17 protein-coding genes are annotated in these 20338 nt (G+C 37.9%); 10 read left to right on the top strand and 7 right to left on the bottom strand.

Annotation, left to right across the window (positions count from 1 at the left end; translation table 11 throughout):
* Positions 1-41: 41 nt before the first annotated feature.
* Positions 42-683 carry a sugar O-acetyltransferase gene (locus D8Q48_RS06620; protein ID WP_121055971.1) on the bottom strand — a complete coding sequence of 214 codons (642 nt, stop codon included), beginning with the start codon at positions 681-683 and terminating at the stop codon, positions 42-44.
* Positions 684-893: 210 nt separating this feature from the next.
* On the opposite strand from D8Q48_RS06620, the gene D8Q48_RS06615 reads away from it, so the two are divergent.
* Positions 894-1040, top strand: coding sequence for a hypothetical protein (locus D8Q48_RS06615; protein WP_118688174.1), 147 nt, complete (start codon positions 894-896; stop codon positions 1038-1040).
* A 96-nt stretch (positions 1041-1136) separates the two neighbouring features.
* Here D8Q48_RS06615 and D8Q48_RS06610 read toward each other — a convergent pair whose 3' ends face one another.
* Both D8Q48_RS06610 and D8Q48_RS06605 read right to left on the bottom strand, forming a co-directional pair.
* Positions 1137-2606 carry an ATP-binding protein gene (locus D8Q48_RS06610; protein WP_172696964.1) on the bottom strand — a complete coding sequence of 490 codons (1470 nt, stop codon included), beginning with the start codon at positions 2604-2606 and terminating at the stop codon, positions 1137-1139.
* 51 nt (positions 2607-2657) lie between these two features.
* Entirely contained in the window at positions 2658-3191 is a 534-nt protein-coding gene (locus D8Q48_RS06605) for a CHASE domain-containing protein (RefSeq protein ID WP_121055967.1), read from the bottom strand.
* 326 nt (positions 3192-3517) lie between these two features.
* Here D8Q48_RS06605 and D8Q48_RS06600 point away from each other — a divergent pair, with 326 nt between their 5' ends.
* The gene (locus D8Q48_RS06600; RefSeq protein WP_121055965.1) at positions 3518-4858 is read left to right on the top strand and encodes an MATE family efflux transporter; all 1341 of its coding nucleotides are present in this window, start codon (positions 3518-3520) and stop codon (positions 4856-4858) included.
* A 68-nt stretch (positions 4859-4926) separates the two neighbouring features.
* On the opposite strand, the gene D8Q48_RS06595 is transcribed toward D8Q48_RS06600, so the two are convergent.
* Positions 4927-6933 (bottom strand): oleate hydratase, encoded by a 2007-nt coding sequence (locus D8Q48_RS06595; RefSeq protein WP_121055963.1) that lies wholly within the window; start codon positions 6931-6933, stop codon positions 4927-4929.
* Between the two features lie 334 nt (positions 6934-7267).
* Between D8Q48_RS06595 and D8Q48_RS06590 the strand changes: the two genes are divergently transcribed.
* Positions 7268-8665, top strand: a complete 1398-nt coding sequence (locus D8Q48_RS06590) for a sodium-dependent transporter (RefSeq protein ID WP_121055961.1) — start codon at positions 7268-7270, stop codon at positions 8663-8665.
* A 76-nt stretch (positions 8666-8741) separates the two neighbouring features.
* On the opposite strand, the gene D8Q48_RS06585 is transcribed toward D8Q48_RS06590, so the two are convergent.
* From D8Q48_RS06585 to D8Q48_RS06575, 3 genes are all read right to left on the bottom strand, one after another.
* Entirely contained in the window at positions 8742-9650 is a 909-nt protein-coding gene (locus D8Q48_RS06585; RefSeq protein ID WP_121055959.1) for a DNA/RNA non-specific endonuclease, read from the bottom strand.
* A complete protein-coding gene (locus tag D8Q48_RS06580) occupies positions 9647-10075 on the bottom strand; it encodes a ribonuclease Z (protein WP_121055957.1) in 429 nt (142 codons plus the stop codon). Before D8Q48_RS06580 ends, D8Q48_RS06585 begins: the two co-directional genes overlap by 4 nt.
* Positions 10076-10236: 161 nt before the next feature.
* Positions 10237-11325, bottom strand: coding sequence for a dihydrodipicolinate reductase (locus D8Q48_RS06575; RefSeq protein ID WP_121055955.1), 1089 nt, complete (start codon positions 11323-11325; stop codon positions 10237-10239).
* Positions 11326-11837: 512 nt separating this feature from the next.
* On the opposite strand from D8Q48_RS06575, the gene D8Q48_RS06570 reads away from it, so the two are divergent.
* The 7 genes from D8Q48_RS06570 (at position 11838) to D8Q48_RS06535 (ending at position 20304) form a co-directional block, all read left to right on the top strand.
* Positions 11838-13007 (top strand): PucR family transcriptional regulator, encoded by a 1170-nt coding sequence (locus tag D8Q48_RS06570; RefSeq protein WP_121055953.1) that lies wholly within the window; start codon positions 11838-11840, stop codon positions 13005-13007.
* Between the two features lie 296 nt (positions 13008-13303).
* The gene (locus tag D8Q48_RS06565; RefSeq protein WP_243116246.1) at positions 13304-13756 is read left to right on the top strand and encodes a hypothetical protein; all 453 of its coding nucleotides are present in this window, start codon (positions 13304-13306) and stop codon (positions 13754-13756) included.
* A gap of 178 nt (positions 13757-13934) precedes the next feature.
* A complete protein-coding gene (locus tag D8Q48_RS06560) occupies positions 13935-14672 on the top strand; it encodes a peptidylprolyl isomerase (RefSeq protein ID WP_121055951.1) in 738 nt (245 codons plus the stop codon).
* A 95-nt stretch (positions 14673-14767) separates the two neighbouring features.
* The gene (locus D8Q48_RS17785; protein ID WP_147422751.1) at positions 14768-16930 is read left to right on the top strand and encodes a hypothetical protein; all 2163 of its coding nucleotides are present in this window, start codon (positions 14768-14770) and stop codon (positions 16928-16930) included.
* A 46-nt stretch (positions 16931-16976) separates the two neighbouring features.
* Complete coding sequence (locus D8Q48_RS06545; RefSeq protein WP_121055947.1) at positions 16977-18131, top strand: ABC transporter substrate-binding protein; 1155 nt, start codon at positions 16977-16979, stop codon at positions 18129-18131.
* 37 nt (positions 18132-18168) lie between these two features.
* The gene (locus D8Q48_RS06540; protein WP_121055945.1) at positions 18169-19209 is read left to right on the top strand and encodes an iron ABC transporter permease; all 1041 of its coding nucleotides are present in this window, start codon (positions 18169-18171) and stop codon (positions 19207-19209) included.
* 3 nt (positions 19210-19212) lie between these two features.
* Positions 19213-20304, top strand: a complete 1092-nt coding sequence (locus tag D8Q48_RS06535) for an ABC transporter ATP-binding protein (RefSeq protein WP_121055943.1) — start codon at positions 19213-19215, stop codon at positions 20302-20304.
* Positions 20305-20338: the final 34 nt, after the last annotated feature.

Here is a 20338-nt window from a genome sequence, read left to right as displayed (position 1 = left end):
TGAAAGAAAATGATATAAGTGTTAAGAGTAGAGTACCATATCTACGGCTCAATTACTACATTATCCGCAAGTATCTCCGGCTTATTTTTCATGCTGTCGGCTTCGGTAAGCTTACGGATTACTTTGCATGGAACTCCGGCGGCAAAGCTATTTGCAGGAATGTCATGGGTTACAACGCTTCCGGCGCCGATGACGCAATTATCTCCGATCGTAATGCCTGGGCATACTGTGACGGAGGCACCGAACCAACAATCGTTTCCGATATGAACCGGTTTGGCATAACATAAAAGCTTCTTTTCGCCAGTAGCGGTTAACAATTCTCTTCGTTCGTTGGCGAGCATCGGATGAATCGGAGTGACGATCGTTACATTCGGTCCAAAGTTACAGTTATCTCCGATGGTCACTTCTGCATCATCCTGAATTGTCAGGTTGAAGTTTCCAAAAAAATGTTTTCCGATTTTCGTGTGTGTTCCATAGTGAAAGAAAATTGGTCCCTGGATTCGGCTTCCTTCACCAAATTCGCCGATAATCTCGGAAAGAATAGAAGCTCTTTTTTCTATTTCATCTTCATATGTATTATTGTAATCTACATTGAGATTGTGAGTTTTTCTTTTTATAGCTACTAATTCTGGATCGCCAGGGCAGAATAAAATGCCTGCATTGATTTTTTCTTCTTCTCTCATAATAAACGCTCCTTTATAAGTCTGATTAAAAATAATATGAAATATCTATTAATAGAATTATACAAGTCAATGAAAAAAATATATAGTAGTTTTCTTGCTGTCTTATATATAAAATCTTATAAAAATTGGATAAGTATAAAGTGAGAGGAGCAAAAAAAACAGCGTTGTAATCTTTGGACGACTTATTATATTACGATTCCGATATTTGCTATGACTGCAAATGCATTTGCTGATGATCGTCAAAAGGCGTATGATGCTGGAATGAATGAACATCTGACAAAACCGCTTGAAACAGAGGCGGTGCTGAAAGCACTTTCTAAATATTGTGTGAAGAATAAGAAAAAGAATCAGAGTTAAAAAGTAAAATTACAATAGCCGAAATAAATCTGGAATACAGAAGTGATTCGGCTATTATAGATTAATAAGACTATGAAATTTGGTTTTGTGAAAAAGTTATTGAACAAATTTTTCCAGTGTATGGAGCAAAACTTCAACATCGATTGGTTTGGCAATATGTGCGTTCATTCCTGCAGCGAAAGCTTTTTTCTTATCTTCATCAAATGCATTGGCAGTCATTGCGATGATAGGAATTGTAGCACGTTGATTTTTCAGGTTTCGGATTAAGCGTGTGGTTTCATAACCATTTAAATTAGGCATTTGGATATCCATTAAGATTAAGCCATAATAATCTTCTGGTTTTTCCTGGAGGAGTGCTAAACATTGGCATCCATCTTCTACACAATCTACTTCAAATCCGTTTTCCTGAAGAATTGTCTCAGCAATCTCAGCATTTAATTTGTTATCTTCAGCCATTAAAATCCGTTTTCCAAGAGCGTGGTTAGTAACAAGATACGGTGAATATGTTTGACTCTCTTCAATCTGTTCCTGGGTGGCAATCAAAAATGGAATTTGAATCGTTGTTTTAGTTCCTTCATTTACTTTACTTTCAATCTGAATGGTTCCACCCATCAAGTCTACCAGAGATTTTACAATCGGAAGTCCAAGTCCGGTTCCGGCAATTTTATTTTCTGTACTGGTATGTTCGCGGGTAAACTCTTCAAAAATATGTGGCAGATATTCTTCACTCATACCGATACCGGTATCTTCAATAATCATTCGATAAGTTGCAACATCACTTCGCTCGGATGGAATTTCAGAAATATCCAGTCTTATATGTCCACCGCGAGGTGTATATTTGATTGAATTACCTACGATATTTAACAGAATCTCACTTGTTTTTGTTTTATCATATACAATGTATGGGTGTTGAATATCCAGGTGCGTAGAATACGTAAGTCCTTTTTCTTTTAAAGCCGGTTCAAAAACGGTTTGGAGAGAATCACGTAATTCCTGAAAGTGTCCGGTATCTAATCTTAAGTCAGCTTTTCCACTTTCAATTCGTGCCATTTCAAGCACATAATTGATTAAAGAAAGCAGTAAAGAACTGGAAGATTTAATCTTACCGATATAATAGGTTACTTTGTCTTTTTCATCAATGTGCTTTTCAAGCAATTCGGAAAATCCAATAATCGCATTCATTGGAGTGCGGATATCATGACTCATATTGAATAAAAAACGTGTCTTTGCTTCATTAGCAGCTTCAGCCTTCTGAGCTGTTTTTTCCATTTCTTCTGCATGGAGAATATCCTTCAGCCGACGCATGCTGGCCTGCCAATAACCAATTGCCAGAAGACTTGCAATGATCAGGGCAAAGAAAAGACCGAGTACTACCTGATGAACGGTTGTCCACCCTTCTTTCGGAACAATTTCAAAATACCAGGTATCATTTGGAACAGCACATGCTACTTCAAGGGTATCCGTAGGAAAATAGCTTTGGCTTTGTGCGATTACAATTTTTTCTCCGGTATTTGTATTTTCCTTCCAGATTTGATATTCATAGCCTGCATTTTCTAATTTGTTCAACTGAATTTCTTCCATGAACTGATTCCAGTCAATGACAAGAATCGAAAATCCTCAGAAATTTTTTCCTCCGGTTGTATCATTTGTGTAGATTGGATCAAAAAGCAGTGAACCGGTGCCACCTTGTACAAGTTCATAAGGTCCTGCAATGGTATATTCTCCGGTTTCTTTAGCAAGGTTAGCTTCTTTTTTTCGTCCTTTGTTTTCAAGCATATCCAAACCAATAGCAGCTTCATTGCTTTCTAATGGATAGACATAGGAAATGACACCATTCGGAGCAAGTTCGTGGGCCTTGATCACATGCTGTTTGTCCTGCATGAGTTCAGAAATAGTAGCAAATTGTTGCGTATCAATGTCTCGCCCGGATTCTACAATCTGCTTGATCAGATTGGATTCGGCCAGATATTTATTCAATTGAGCTTCTATATGGGTGATCGTTGATTCTGCGGTGTAAGCAGCTTTTGATTTTTCTTCCTTTTCCTGTGTCTGGTTTTGATAATCTGTCAAACCGGCAGCAAGAATAAATGTAATGAGAAAAACAAGCAGTGTCTTTATTTCTAAATTTCTTTTATTTACGTTATCTTTCATAAGTAGAAAACCTCATTTGTATTATGTTTGTAGTTACAATTATACGTATTATTTTAATGAAGTAAAGTGAAAAAAATATGAAATTTAATTAGCGTGGGATCATAATAACAACAGTAGTTCCCTTTCCAACTTTACTTCGAATGGAAAGTGTGCCATGGCACATAGAACTCAGACGGGATTATACATTTTTTAGTCCGACATGATTTCGTCCATCGGAAAGTCCATTCATGTTCTTGTATAAAAACTTGCAATATTTATATGAAAGGAAGATAATATCAAAGGTGACATTGTAAGAATAGAGAAAAAGTGAAAGGGATAGATATCAAATGAAACAACAACACATGTTTTCAAATCAAATGATCGCAGCGATTCTTGTTCCGGTAATATTGGAGCAGCTGTTGAATTCGGTTATGGGAACTGCAGATACAATGATGGTAAGTAATGTTGGTTCGGCAGCAATATCGGCGGTGTCGTTAGTTGATTCAATTAATGTTCTGGTAATACAGGCATTTTCTGCTCTGGCAGCAGGTGGAGCAATTATATGTGCACAGTATATTGGACAGAAGAATAAAGAGCGGGCAAATGAGTCAGCACGCCAGGTTTTGTTTATCATCACAGCAATTTCAATTGTAGTCAGTTTAATCTGTCTTATTTTCCAGAAGCCGTTATTAAGAGTAATCTTTGGTTCAGTTGAAGCAGAGGTTATGAGAGCTTCGGAAATATATTTCTTCTACACAGCATTATCATTTCCATTTATTGCGGCGTATGATGCAGCAGCATCCATCTTCCGTGCACAGGATAATACCAAAGGACCGATGATTATTTCGATGATTTCCAATGTAATGAATATTGTGGGAAATGCAATTATGATATGGGGCTTTCATATGGGGGTTGCAGGTGCAGCAATTGCTACGTTAGTTTCACGTATCTTTTGTGCAGTTGTAGTACTGATTCAGTTAAGAAAAGACAGACAGCCAATCGTAGTGAGAGATTATATGAAAATACGTCCAAACTGGAGTATGATACGAAAGATTCTTGGAATCGGAATTCCATCCGGTGTGGAAAACAGTATGTTCCAATTAGGAAAACTGGCAATCCAGTCAACGGTATCAACTCTCGGTACAGCGGCAATAGCAGCACAGGCTATGACTAATATTTTGGAAAATCTCAATGGTATTGCAGCAATCGGAGTTGGTATTGGACTTATGACAATCGTGGGTCAATGTATGGGAGCAGGAAGAAAAGACGAAGCGGTTTATTACATAAAGAAATTGTGTGTGATCGCGGAAGTTATTATTATTGTAAGTTGTCTGACAGTATTTGCGTTGACGAAACCGGTTACAATGTTAGGTGGAATGGAAAGAGTAAGTGCAGATATGTGCTTCCATATGGTGATGTGGATCACAATTGTAAAACCATTTGTCTGGGTTCTGTCATTTATTCCGGCATATGGCTTGCGTGCAGCAGGAGATGTGAAGTTTTCAATGATCACATCCTGCATTACGATGTGGGCATGCCGTTTCTGTCTTTGTGTATTTTTGATTCGTGTCATGGGATTTGGACCAATGGGAGTCTGGATCGGTATGTTTGCGGACTGGACTGTTCGTGGAATTATATTTACATGGAGATTCCATAGCCGGAGATGGCTGGAGCATAGGGTTATTTAATATAAAAAGAAAATCAGCTCCCCGGTGTTTGTGCCGAGGAGCTGAATCAGAAAAAGTTTCAGACGATTTTACATTCCATCTTTCAAAATATCATGATCTCGAAGTACTTTTTCAATTACATTTCCCTTTACAAGTTTCAATAAAGGTTTTTTGAGTGCATTAAGCGGACCAGGAAGCGGAATTTCCAGCGGAGATTTTCCATCCATAAGCTTTACACTGCTGTCGAGAAGTTCACGGATATCATAAACACTTCCCCATACTTCCGGGACACCTCTGTCGACTTTGAGAAGTCCGTAAACGGCTTCCATAGCAGTACGTACAGAGTACTCTGTTGTAAACACAGTATCTCTTGGTGTTTCTGCAAACTGTCCAAGAAATGCAAAGTTGACACATCCGTCAGGAATGACATCCGGGCGGTCACCTTTTGTACGAGGCATAAAGAAAGCAGTAATGTAAGGCATCATTGTCGGTACACAGATCGCACTATTTTCTGTAAGATCCATAATCTGGTCTTCGGGTACTCCGAGATGATACAGCCATTCAGCAGTGATTTCTTTACCTGTACAATCTTTCATCGGTTTCTTGATATAGTCTCCAGGCACATCTGTAAATAAGCCATATACCCATACACATACCTGGTCTTCATCCTGATCTTTAAACTGTCCCTGTCGATTAATTGTCCAGCTAAGCAGCCAGCTTGAATCCTGACAACTTACGATACCTCCTGTTACAACATTTCCTGTGCGAGGGTCACGTTTGCAAATATCAGTGATATATGGGATGATCTTGTCATCGAGAGTTGTGACAGTTGCAGATTCCCAGTTGGTTTTTGCGATATCAGAGCAGAATTTTTCCGGATGTCCAAAGGATGGATCCTGTCTGGCAATATTTTTCCAGAGATTCCATACACCGCTTGTACGGACTTCAGCATCTCCGTTCGGGGCATGATTCTGATCTCCATAAATGGTTCCCTCTGTACAACTTCCGTTCGTAACGAATACGAGATCATTTTCCGTTAAAACGATGCCGCTTTCTTTTCCATTCACCTTACATTCGATAGCAGAAGCAATCTTCTTATCTCCTTCAAATTTAAATACAACGTTTGTAACCTCTGTACTGAACTGGAAGTCAACACCAGCAGCCTCCAAATACTTTTGCATAGGAAGGATTAGAGATTCATATTGATTATATTTTGTGAATTTCAATGCACTGAAATCAGGCAGTCCGGCAATGTGATGGATAAATCTCTGGAAGTAGAGTTTCATTTCAAGAGCACTGTGCCAGTTTTCAAATGCAAACATTGTTCTCCAGTATAACCAGAATGTAGAATCGAATACTTCATCATCAAATACATCTTCAATTGTTTTATCGTACAAATCCTCGTCTTTTGTCATAAAGAGTTTCATGATCTCCATGCAGCCCTTCTGACTCAAATTGAATTTACCATCTGTATGTGCATCTTTACCACGATTGATGGTAGCACGACAAAGTGAGTAGTTTGGATCATGTTTGTTGAGCCAGTAATATTCATCCAGTACAGAAACACCAGGTGTTTCAATAGAAGGAATACTGCGGAACAAATCCCACAGACATTCAAAATGATTTTCCATTTCACGTCCTCCACGCATTACATAACCGCGGGAAGAATCGTAGATTCCATCACATGCACCGCCGGCAATATCCATTGCTTCCAGAATATGGATGTGAGAACCAGGCATTTGTGCATCACGTACAAGGAAGCATGCGGCAGCAAGAGAGGCAAGTCCGCTGCCTACAATATAAGCATGTTTGTCATCTACACCTTCCGGCTTTTCAGGATGAGCAAATGCTTCATAGTTTCCATTAGAATAGTAGATTCCCTTGCTGTTTCGCTTATATTTTCCTCGCTCTGTATTGCGATAATTGTTCTTAATGGAAATGTCATCAGTTTTCTTTTTACTGAACAAAGGTGAAATAGATTGAGATGCATCACCATTTTCAGATTTATTTTTTGCTTTCTGTGCGAGGTATATTGCAGTACCTGTTCCTGCTGCAACTGCTGAGATCATACCAAGTTTTGATTTTTTATTTGCCATAATATAACCACCTTTCTGTGAGCTATCCATTTGTTATGATTATAGTATGAGCATTTTTATTTGTTTTCAATTTACAAAAAGGGCAAAATGATAAAAAACTTATCAAATCACCCTTTTTGTAAAAAACAGTTATTTACAGATTTCCATAGGGAGGTCTATTATCAAATATTAGAAAATATGATAAGGTATATACAAAAGATTGATAAATGAAGTATTTAAAGTAGTGCAAAAATGCGAAAAATGTAAATTTTTGAATTCTGTGTTGTATACATCCTGCATTTCTTGATATAATAAATCAGTTAAGGTTCGACTAAATTTTATGGAGGCTAAACTTATGAAACAGAAAAGTGGTTTTAGCGGGCAGATCGGTTTTGTGTTTGCCGCTGCTGGAAGTGCTGTAGGAGTTGGAAATCTCTGGAGGTTCCCATATCTGGCAGCAAAAGATGGGGGAGGACTTTTCCTGATTATTTATTTGATATTGGTAGTTACTTTTGGATTTACATTATTAACGACAGATATTGCCATTGGGCGTAAAACTGGAAAAAGTGCAATTTATGCTTATGAATCGATGCGTTCGAAGTGGAAATTTTTAGGGATTCTGACATTTCTGGTGCCGGTACTGATCATGACATACTATGCAGTTATCGGAGGATGGATTCTGAAGTATATAACAATTTATTTGTTTAGTTCAGGTAAAGAAGCTGTAGCAGATGGATGTTTCACGGGATTTATATCCTCGCCATCTTCTGTGTGGTTCAGTTTGCTGTTTATGCTTTTAACAGCACTGATTGTTTATAATGGAGTTGAAAAGGGAATTGAACGTGTATCAAAATTTATCATGCCAATACTTTTGGTGATGGTAATTGTGATCGCAATTTTTTCATTGACACTCAAAACAACTTTAGATGATGGAACTGTCCGTACAGGCTTACAGGGAATGATGATTTATTTGAAACCAGATTTGACTGGCGTTACAGTAGGGCGTTTTCTTCAGATTACGCTGGATGCGATGAGTCAGTTATTTTTCTCTTTGAGTGTATCAATGGGTATTATGATCACATATGGTTCTTATGTAAAGAAAGATGTTGATCTGAACAAGGCCGTATCCCAGATTGAATTGATGGATACAGGAGTAGCATTTTTAGCAGGTGTTATGATTATTCCGGCTGTATTTGTTTTCTCAGGACTTGACGGAATGTCAGCAGGACCTGGACTTATGTTCGTGTCTCTGCCAAATGTATTCTTTAGCATGGGAAAAATCGGAAGATTTATCGGAATTTTATTCTTTGTACTGGCGGGATTTGCAGCATTGACTTCTTGTATCTCAGTATTAGAGTCTATTACAGCAAACTGCATGGAGCTTTTCCATACGGAAAGAAAAAAGACAACAGGAGTTTTGTCTGTTATCTATTTGACAGCAACAGCAGTTATAGCACTGGGATATAGCATATTCTATGTAGAAGTGGCATTACCAAACGGAAGCACAGGTCAGCTGTTGGATATTATGGACTATATCAGTAACAGTTTCTTGATGCCGTTTATTTCATTGTTGTCGGCAATTCTGATTGGATGGATCATGAAACCATCATGGATTGCAGAAGAGATGGAATTAAATGGAAGCAAATTTAAACGTAAAAAGTTATATAATGCCATGATACGTTATATTATGCCGGTCATTATGTTGATTCTATTCTTACAGTCAACAGGTGTACTGAATTTAATTATTAAATAATAACTTCATATATTTTTAAAACGAACTATATCATTGAATGGATGATATAGTTCGTTTTTTGTTCCGGAAATTTATATTATGGATTACATTTTTTGCATGGCTCATACCCCATTTTAATTACATCAGCTCTTTTTCCGGTGTATTTTTTGCGATTTTTTTTCTTCATCTGTTTTACACTTCCGCAAGTTGGATAGTGGAATTTGTGGTTGTTTGTGTTTAGCACGTAGGTAGTGGAAGAAGATGAATTTTTGGTTGTTGAGCTGCTGTCGGAAGAGGTGTCGGCTTTGCTTTCTCCGGTAGCATAATCAATGGATACGCCAGGCTGAACATTGTATACAAATATACAAAAAAGAATACCCTCCCCATTGTCTTCAACAGACATCGCTTCCATAACAACCCCAGACGCAACAAGATTATCTCCGTCATAAACAGGCGTTACCCGATATAATACGTGGTTGCCGGTTTCTTTTATATAATCAGCTGTCATATTTTCAAAAGGAAGCATACCTTGTACATTTAGATATCGTGTTCCGGTAATCAAGTTACGTTCATTGTCATTCTCACCAGTAAGCTGATACCCTATTAAATGACAACGATTATAGAGATATTTTCCATCAACGAAATCATATTTTACAGTATGCCATCCGGAAGGCTTGATTTTGCCGATAGCCCCTCGTTTTTCGGTTGGCATTAAATCTTTTCCGACATTTGCATATGCAACACTGCATCGGCCAAGCTTGTCTAGTGCACTGTACGTTTCAAAGGAAGTGGATACATTTAGTTCACTCTCAGTGAAATAAGGGGTGTTGTTATTAAGAACAACATAAGGGTCTTTAGAGTAAGTCGGAATGCCTGTCAGATCAAAAGAAGTCGAAGCTGCTTTTGCTGCAAATGTCTCGCTACAAACAGAAAGTGAGAGCAGGAGCACTAAAAATAGAGAGAATAATCCTTTGGAACGAAAAATAACTTTTTTCAATCTTTTCATTTTACATAAATCTCCTCTGTTATTTTATCGTGTGAGGAACCGACGAAATCTTCACTGGAAATTAGCTTCCATCCATGCTCAGACAGTGGAATATCAAAATAAAAATCAGCAGGATAGTCCCGGTTCCATTTATATAAGATTATCTTTTTAATTTTTTGCTCAAACGCAGCAACAGAACAGTCTTCAACAAAACATATATCATTGCAGGCAGCTTTACTTAGGAAATTCTCATCAATGTTATAATTTTGAGAATTGTTGATATAATTTTCGGAATCCTTAAATTGCTTTTCTGAATAGTGGTTCATCCAGAAAATTTTTCCAGAAGCCGATTTAAGGATTCTCTCTTTTAGAGTACGATCCTGACTCTGCCTTCTATGATTGAAAAGCATGCCCATATTGTTATCTACGCAAGTTATTAATATCATAATAGTGTATACCTCTTTCTATTGATAATTATATTATAGGGTTTTAGATAAAAATATCAATGCATTGTAAGAAAATGGTAAAAGGGAACAGCTATAGCTTTTCATATACCGAAATTCTATAGCTGTTCCCTTTATAGATGTCTTATAGATTTATAGGAACCTTATTTTGATTTTACATAAGTGTTCAAATCATGAACACAATATTCGTTATATGGATATTTATCAGTTGTTACATATCCAGCCGGAGCATCAATTAACTGTGGAATACGGTTTACGATGGTAGCACAAGTCATTTCTACAGTCGCAGGCCGATTTACAGAAACAGTTGTTTCAGGTTCGCCGATAAAGGTCCAATTATTTCTGTCAAAGTCATCTGGTGCGAATACTTTGCCTACACATTCGGTTTCGAGAGTGATGCCTTCTTCTGTCTCAGTAGTAACAACAGCACGCATACCCGTCGGATCACCAGCTTTGATTGTAGCATTTAAAGTTGTAGAGAAAAGATCTGCGGTATGGGTAGTAGGATAACACTTCTGCGTCTGTGAAATAATATGAAGGTTCATTTTGCTGCAAAGCCAACCATTTTGATTCCACATATATGCCGGAACATACTGACCACATTCAATAAGTTCTTTAAGTTCATCTGGTGACATAGTGTTAATATTTGCAATTTCTTTTTCGAAACGTTCTGGCGTAAATCCTGCACCATGACCTTCTGCAAGTGCGATACCATAATCTTCTACGTTATACCAACTGCTACCATGAATTTTTGTGATTTTGAATGAAGAACCGGCAAGATTTGTAACCATAGTACCCCAAACAAGATCACAGTAGCCAACACCAGTCAGTGTACAGTTGCCCTCTTTAGCAAGTTTGTCCAATTTGTGTGTAAGAGCAGGAGAAGAGTTCCATGGATATAGTGCTTCTTCACAGGTTGTAATCGCATTGATACCATGCTTTGCACAAATTGTAAAAATGTCTTCGAGTTCTGCGATGGTGCTTCTAGTAGCAATGATGCAGACATCCGGTTTCAGATTTCCAAGGATTTCATCTGCCTGGCTTGCACCTGCAATCTGAATTCCGGTAGCCGGATAGCCATCACCTGCAATCTCTGCTGCATCTTTACCTAAAATAGCAGGATTCACATCAAATGCGGCAACTAATTCTGCTCCTTTTTCAATTCCGTAACGAATCAAGTATTTTCCCATTTTACCACAACCGTATTGAGCGAATGTAATTTTTCTTTCCATAAGATACCTCCTTGATTAATACGTATTTTTTGAACTGTTTTGATATAATTATTCTATACCTTTCCAAGAGTCAGCGTCAAGGCAGGAAATCATTTCAAAAAAGTTTGTTTATTAATGTTAGCAATAAAAATGACTGCCTGGAAATTCCAAGCAGCCATTTTAAGAAAGAAAGTGTAAACTATTTGCAAAATAGATGTTTGACGAATGAAAGAAGACCAAAATGCTCAGATTTCATATAATCATTTACAAAATTGTCACAATACATATAACGTTCTGTTCGCATCCATTCTGGAAGAGAAAGTGAATCTAAAGAATTTGTATAAGTTACGAATCTCATAACAGTGCCCCCTTTTAATTTATTTCCGTTTCTTTTAGTTACTTATATTGTAGCACAAAAATAAAGAAAAACTATGGGAAACAATTCTAAAAGTGATGGGTAAAATATGTGTTGTCAGCACAAGAAATGTGCTATATTAAGATTAGAAAAAGAGAACTATAAAAGGAGAGGGTGTATGAGTTTTACAATTGAAGATATGATGCTGACAGCGGAAAATAGGTATGCAATGAAGTTTCTGGCGGGGCAAAATGGCTGGGCTAATTCTATTAGCTGGGTGCATCTTTTGGAAGATACAACGATTATACAGAATTTCTGGGGAAAGGAGCTTGCAGTAACAACAGGGCTGGGATTTCCCCGAAAAGAAGATTGGATGCAATTAGCGATGCAGTTAAACAGACATCATGCATCAGGGCTGATTATTAATGTAGGTCAGTATATTCATGAAATACCGGAAGAACTAAAAACGTATTGTGATGAAAATGATCTGCCACTCTTAACTGTGCCATGGGAAGTACATTTGTCAGACATGATAAAAGATTTTAGTATTCATGTATTTTTGCAAGATAGTACAGATGAACAGATTGCTTCGGCATTAATAGCAGCTATTGAATCTCCGGATAATCAGGAGGTATATCGAAAAGAGTTATTACAGTATTTTGATGTGGATGGAAGTTTCCAAGTGCTCTTACTTACTTGTGAAGGACTGGATGCTATGGATACAGTGGAACGAAGAAAATTGTCTTATAGAATACAAATGTATCTGGAAGATATTACACATAATGCCAGTTTCTTTTATTACAACTCAGATTTTGTGCTGGTTGCTAATGCAATTACAGAAGAGTTTTTATGCCAGCTTGCAGAAGGAGCATTAAAAAGAGGCAAAAAAAGAATGCCGGGGTTGGAGTTATGTGTAGGAATTGGAAGCAAATGTATGGACATATCACAGCTTTCGGTAAGTTATCAGAGAGCAAAGGCGGCAACCCACATGGCAATGACACATAAAAAGCAACTGGTAAAATTTGATGAGTGCGGGCTATATCGTCTTCTTTATATGGTCAAAGACGAAGGTATTTTAAGTGAAATCGAAACGGAATGTTTGAAAGAGTTAGAAGAATATGATCATAAACATAATGCAGAGTATGTGGAAACGCTGCAGTCATATCTGAAACATAACGGAAGTATACAGGCGGTGGCGGCAGAGCTATATACACATCGGAATACAGTATTATATAGAATAGGAAATATTAAGAAAATTTTGAATAATGAGCTTAAAACACCGGATGAGAGATTGCCGTATCAGATTGCATTTTATATCAGAAGTATGCAGGAAGAAAAAAACTCTTGACAAAGCAACATGAACACTGTTCATATAGCTGGATATTTTGAACATAGTAGAAAAGCTGTAAACTAAGAAATTAGTGAGCAGCTTTTTTAAGTTGTTTTTTATGAATAGCATGTGTTATACTAACACAAAGCATATTTCTTATGAATCTAAGGTGACGATTCACCATCTATTTTCTAATTTCATTTCAGAAGTCTATGCTTTAGATACCAATAGTTATGTAAAGCAGGAGGCGGCTGAAAAAAGAGTAGATAACCTCCTGCAAAAAGGAGGAAAAGTGAATATGTCAAAACGAAAGAATGCACAGAAAAGCGGTGCTGAATGTTAATGAAGGTCATAATCAGGAACTGATGGAACACTGTCAAACATTAAAGGAATATGCTCAGTATGTAGCGAAAGTCCGTAAATATACTTCTTTAGGAGAATTGTCATTGGAAGAAGCGGTAGAATGTGCCGTTGAAGAATGTATCAAAGAAGGAATATTAGCGGAATTTCTAATCCAAAATCGAGCTGAGGTGATTAGCATGAGTATATTCGAATATAACAAGGATGAAGAAGAGAAAAAACTAAGGAAGGCTGAATTTGAGGCTGGACGAGAGGCTGGAATCGAGGAAGGTCGAATGGAACTGCTAAAACAATTAATCCAAAGAAAACTTTCCAAAGGAAAATCAATAGATGAGATAGCAGAAGAATTAGAAGAATCTGTTACAGTTATACAGAATCTTATAGTTGACGGTGAAACAAAAAAATAGTTTAAACAGAAAAGCTGTAAACTAAGAAATTAGTGAGCAGCTTTTTCTTTATTGTGAGAGCGTGTGAGTGCAGTTTTCATTTGAGATTGAAAGTTAATCTGTTTTCTTTTATAATAAAAGAGATAGTCACAACGGAGATAGATTGTGAACAAGCAAAGAAAAGGAGAAAGAATACAAAATGGAAAAGAATGTATTAGCAGTTATTGCGGGACGTGAGATTACAGAAGAGGATTTAAATATATTTATCCACAGACTTCCAAAGGAACAGCAGATGTATGCGACAAACCCACAGTTTAGAGAGCACTGCAAAGAGCAGTTAATCGCAATGAATGTACTTGCACAGTGTGGAATTGATGAAAAACTGGAGGAGACAGAAGAGTTCCAGAAGCTTATCGAGGATGTCAAAAAAGATATCTTAGCACAGCTTGTATTAAAGAATACATTAGATGCAGTGACAGTGTCAGATGAAGAAGCAAAAGAATTCTTTGAGAATAATAAGCAGCGTTATGCAAAACCTGCTACAGTAAGTGCAAAACATATTTTGACAGATTCAGAAGAAAAATGTAATGACATTTTAGAAAAAATTACAAGTGGAGAGAAAGAGTTCGAGGAAGCTGCAAAAGAATTTTCTACATGTCCGTCAGGAGCACAGGGAGGAGACCTTGGAGAGTTTGGCAGAGGAAATATGGTGAAAGAGTTTGAAGAAGCAGCATTTGCAGCAGAGGTTGGACATGTTGTAGGACCGGTTCAGACTCAGTTCGGATATCATTTGATCAAGGTTGAACAGAAGAATGATGCCAAGGAAGCAGATTTTGAAGAAGTCAAAGAACAGATCAAAGCAGAAGCTTTGAAACAGAAACAGGATAAAGCTTATTCAGATAAAGTAAATGAATTAAAAGCAAAATATATTCAATAAGAATATATAAATAAGTATGTTTAAGTTCTACTTATTCCCGTAAGATTATGAGAATATAATCAAAAATCAAGATAGTTAGTTAGATTGGAGAAAATATGAAGAAACGAAGTGCGATATTATTGGCTTTATTATTGAGTGTATCTATGATAAGCCCGGCATTAACCTATATGCAGGTTTATGCTGAAGACAGTGTGAATAATGTGATTGTAGAAAGCGAGGAGCCGATAAATATTTCGGGTACGGGTGAAGTAGAAACACAGCCGGAACAAAGTGGTGACAATGTGAACAGCGGGACTGGCACAACAGATACAGAGGATGCCGGACAAATCGAGGAAGATAAAGAAGCAGGTGAGAATGCAGGCAAAGGTGAGGATGAGAGTACAACTAAGAGTGATGAACTGACAGGGAAAGAAGAAACTGTTTCAAAACCAGAAACAACTCCAACACCGGAGCCTGCACCTTCACCAAATCCGGAGCCTGTACCTTCACCAAATCCGGAGCCTGCACCAGAACCGGAACCTAAACCGGAGCCTACACCAGAACCGGGAGAAGATACAAAAGTTCTCGAAGATGGAACATATAAAGTACAGGTGACATCAAGCAGTGCTATGTTTAAAGTGACAGATTGTGTATTAACCGTAAAAGAGGGATTGATTAGTGCACAATTAACGTTGAGTGGAAAAGGATATGGATATCTGTATTCAGGTACTGCAAAGCAGGCAGCTGCGGCAGAGGCATCACAATGGGCACCATATGTAATAAATGATAATGGTGGATACATGTATACAATCCAGATAAGCGGGCTGGATACAGAAATTCCGGTTGCAGCTTATTCTATAAAGAATAAAAAATGGTATGATAGAACACTGGTATTCCAGTCAGACTCTTTACAGAAACTGGAAGATGGCGGAAATGGTGATGGTGGAATTTTACCAAATCCACCACAGCCTTCACAACCGATAACTCCGGTAACACCGACGGAGCCAACAACACCAAATGTTCCTACAGTGCCGTCACTTCCGGAAACGTCAACACCTGGAACTGGAAATAATGGAAATACAGGAAATACAGACACAAATACGGACTCAAAATACGATTCTAATACAAGTGGTTCTACCTCAAAAGTAGAAAGTACAACAGCCTTGGCAGATGGAACATATACTCCGGATGGATTTAAGTGGTCAGGTGGAACCGGAAAAGTGCAGATTACATGTAATGAGATTACAATTCAAAACGGACAGGCATTTGCAACATTGGTATTTAGCAGTGACCATTATCAATATGTAAAAGCAAACGGAAATACATATTATACGACAAAGGGAGCAGGAACTGCGACAGCGGTAATTCCGGTGGCGTTAAATCAGAATAACCGTATTATAGCAATGACGGATAAGATGTCAGTGGCACATGAGATTGAGTATCACATTTATGTATATCTGGCAGCCGCTAACGGAAGTAATGCTAATGAAGGCAAGGTAATAGGAAGTGGCAACAATGATAGCAAGACACTCGATGAAGAAGCTCCGGAAATCATGGGGCTGGAATATCAGTCAGAAACAAAAGTAGAGCATGCAGAATGTTTCAAGATTTATCATTATGAAAAAGGAATTGTTCTCTTAGAAGTAGATATGACAAAAAATACTGCCAGAGAGTCTGAAAAAGAAGAAGATAAGAAAACATCCGACGATGCAACAGCAAAACTGTATCGGGCAAATATTGTGAAGTATTTACTTGTTCCGGAAAATGTAAATATCCCGGTCGGACTTGACCAGGACATGATACTTATAAATATCCCGGCAGACAGAGTTTATGTAGCATCAGAAGAAATTTTGAAAACGATGGAGCAATTAGATTTGCTGGATTTGGTAGCTGCAGTTGGTTCTAAGAAAAAAGACTGTACAGTTTCTAAAATCGCAGACAAAATGAGTAAAGGAAAAGATGGTAAATCAGCCGAGGTTGTATATGGAGGAAGCTATGATGCTCCGAAATATAAAACCTTAGTAAAACAAAAAGTGAACCTTGCAATCTTCCCGGCATCAATCCTTCCTCAAAAAGAGAGCGATACAAACAAAGATACGCTTACAGTAAAAGAACAGACAGAACGTTTTAACGAATATACAGAAAAATTCGCAATGCTTGGAATCCCATTTATCGTAGACTGTTCAGAAAATGAAAAGACGGAGCTTGCGAAAAAAGAATGGATAAAAGTATACAAAGTCTTATTCGGATGCGAAGAAGCCATTGGGGACGGGGAATAGTGGCTCTTCTGATACGGGAAGTGTACAAAACGAACAGGTGAATGATATGAAAAGAAAATGGTATCAATATATTGCAGTTCTGCTTATATGCATATTTGCTTTAAGTGGATGTGGTTCGTCGCAGGAGAAAGAGAAAGAGAATCAAGATTCAGCCCCTGAGATTGCCGGGCTTACTTATGAAAAAACAATGGATCTGACCTATGCAGAAGAATTCGACGTATACTATTACAAAGACGGATATAAGCTGATCAATATTCAAGAAAGCGGAAAATATTTAATCGTGCCGGAAGGAAAAGAAGCTCCGGAAGGATTGGATGAAGACATTAAAATAATCCGGCAGCCATTACAGCATGTCTATATGGCTGCCAGTGCCTCTATGTCATTGATCGCATCTATAGATGCGGTGGATTGCGTGAAGTTTTCCGGGCTGGATGAATCGGACTGGTATGTCGATGCTGCCAGACAGGCCATGCAGGATGGAAGCATGATATATGCCGGGAAATACAGTGAGCCGGATTATGAAAATCTGGTAGACGGAGATTGTGATCTGGCAATTGAATCGACGATGATACTGCACACACCAAAAGTACAGGAAATGATAGAAGAGCTGGATATTCCGGTGCTGATAGACTATGCAAGCTATGAATCGCATCCGCTTGGAAGAACAGAGTGGGTAAAACTGTACGGAGCTTTATTTAATAAAGAAACAGAAGCAGAAAAATTTTTCTCTGAGCAGGCAAAAATCATCGAAGATTTGGAAGGTTTTGAAAATACAGAAAAGACAGTAGCATATTTTTATATCAATACAGATGGAACCGTGGTAGTCCGAAAATCTGATGACTATATACCGGCTATGATCGAGATAGCGGGAGGAAGATATGCATTTTCTGATTTAAAGAATCCAGATAATAATGCCCCATCAGTAAAACTGACAATGGAAGAATTTTATGCAACAGCAGTAGATGCAGATTATCTGATCTACAATGGAACAATTGTGGGACAAGTAAGCAGCATTAAAGAATTAGAAGCAAAAAATAATTTGTTTTCAGAATTTAAAGCTGTGAAAAACGGAAATGTCTGGTATACAGGAAAAAATCTCTATCAGTCAACGGATACAGTCGGTGAATTGATCCGAGATATTCATTTAATGCTGACAGAAGAAAATCCACAAGATATGACATTTTTGCAAAAAATGGAATAATTAAGATAATGGTGAGATAAAAGATTGGTGAGAAAATATGGAAAATCATAGTTTTCAAATGGAAAATTTAAAAAGGCGTTCCAGATATACGATGGTGTTTATCACGATGGCAATTCTCTTTTTTATAATTGTAGTGTTAAATATCAATACAGGAAACGTACATATTTCGGTGGCGAAAATCTTGAAAATTTTATTTTTAAGAGACGGAGAAGCTGTAGAATATAATATTATATGGAAGATCCGGTTGCCGAGAATATTGATGGCAGCATTGCTTGGCGGGGCATTGTCATTGTCTGGCTTTTTGCTGCAGACATTTTTCTCAAATCCAATCGCAGGCCCTTTTGTATTAGGAATATCCTCCGGTGCAAAGATGGCAGTGGCTTTGACAATGATTGTTTTTTTGAAATATATAGGCACATTTTCTTCTTATACACTTGTGATGGCTGCATTTATCGGGGCATTGATTTCGACAGGATTTATTTTGCTGATGTCAAAAAAAATACATCATATGGCTTCATTACTTGTCGGAGGAATTATGATAGGATATATCTGTTCTGCAATCACAGATTTTGTAGTCACTTTTGCGGATGATTCGGATATCATAAATCTGCACGGCTGGTCACAGGGAAGCTTTTCGGGAACCAGCTGGAGTAATATTGGGGTGGCTGCAGTGATTGTGGGAATTACGGTAATTTTTACATTTTTCCTGTCAAAGCCAATTGGGGCATACCAGTTGGGAGAAGGATATGCACAGAGCATGGGAGTAAACATTAAATTCTTCCGTGTGGCATTGATTTTATTGTCGAGTATCCTGTCAGCATGTGTGACAGCATTTGCCGGACCAATCTCATTTGTAGGAATTGCGGTTCCGTTTCTCACAAGAAAAGCATTTGGGACAGCAAGGCCGCTTATTATTATTCCCGGAACATTTTTTGCGGGAGCGGTATTTTGCATGTTGTGTGATTTGATTGCGAGAATGGTACTGGCACCGACAGAGTTAAATATCAGCACAGTAACGTCTATATTAGGAGCTCCGATTGTAATTTATATGATGCTGAAGCGTGAGAAGGGAAGATAAGAGATGACAGATCATTATATCCGGCTGGATAATCTGGCGGTAGGCTATCAGGGAAAAGCGTTGATCCATGATATTAACATAGGGATTAACAAAGGTGAAATTATAACATTAATCGGGCCGAATGGTTCGGGAAAGTCCACGATTTTAAAGAGCATTACAAGACAACTAAAGTGGATTGCAGGAAATGTGTTTTATGATGATACGTCTCTTTTACAATTGTCTTACAAGGAAATGGCTTCGAAGATGGCGGTGGTTTTGACAGAAAGAATCAAAACGGAATATATGACCTGTCACGATGTAGTAGCAATGGGACGTTATCCATATACCGGGCGGTTAGGAATTTTAACCGCTAAGGATGAGAAAATCGTCGAAGAAGCAATGGAGACGGTACATGCATTAGAGTTGGGAAATTGTAATTTTAATGAAATCAGCGACGGACAAAGACAACGTATTTTGCTTGCAAGAGCAATTTGCCAGGAGCCGGAAGTGATGATTTTGGATGAACCAACTTCCTTTTTGGATGTGAAACATAAGCTTGAGCTACTCTCGATTTTGGAGCGTATGGTGAGAGAAAAGCATATTACAGTTATTATGTCCTTACATGAAATTGAACTGGCACAGAAGGTTTCGGATAAAGTGATGTGTGTGAAGGGTGAGACGATCACTCATTATGGACAACCGGAGGATGTTTTTACAGAGCCAATTATCCGAGAATTATATGAGATAGAAAATGGATATTTTGATCCATTATTTGGAAGCATGGAATTACCGAAGATAGAAGGAAATCCAAAGATCCTTGTTATATCTTCAGGAGGAAATGGAATACCAATCTATCGGAAACTTCGAAAGGAGCAAATACCTTTTGTGGCTGGAATTCTATATCAAAATGATGTGGATTACCAGGTGGCAAAGGTATTGGCGACACAAGTAATCGAAGAAACTCCGTTTGAGGAAATAAGCGAACGGGCATATGACGAGGCAATCGAGGCAGTACAAATGTGCGATAGAGTGATCGATGCAGGAGTACAGATTGGCAGTGCGAACCGAAAGTTGTTAGATATAATTGAAGAAGCTAAAAGACTGGGAAAAATATGAAGCCCGGTCTTTTTCTAAGTAAAAACAGCTTTAT

The organism is Ruminococcus sp. B05, assembly GCF_003628495.1.
In the GTDB taxonomy this organism is placed as follows: domain Bacteria; phylum Bacillota; class Clostridia; order Lachnospirales; family Lachnospiraceae; genus Schaedlerella; species Schaedlerella hominis.
The sequence above is the reverse complement of the archived record's forward strand: the minus strand, read 5'-3'. Positions and strand labels throughout refer to the sequence as shown.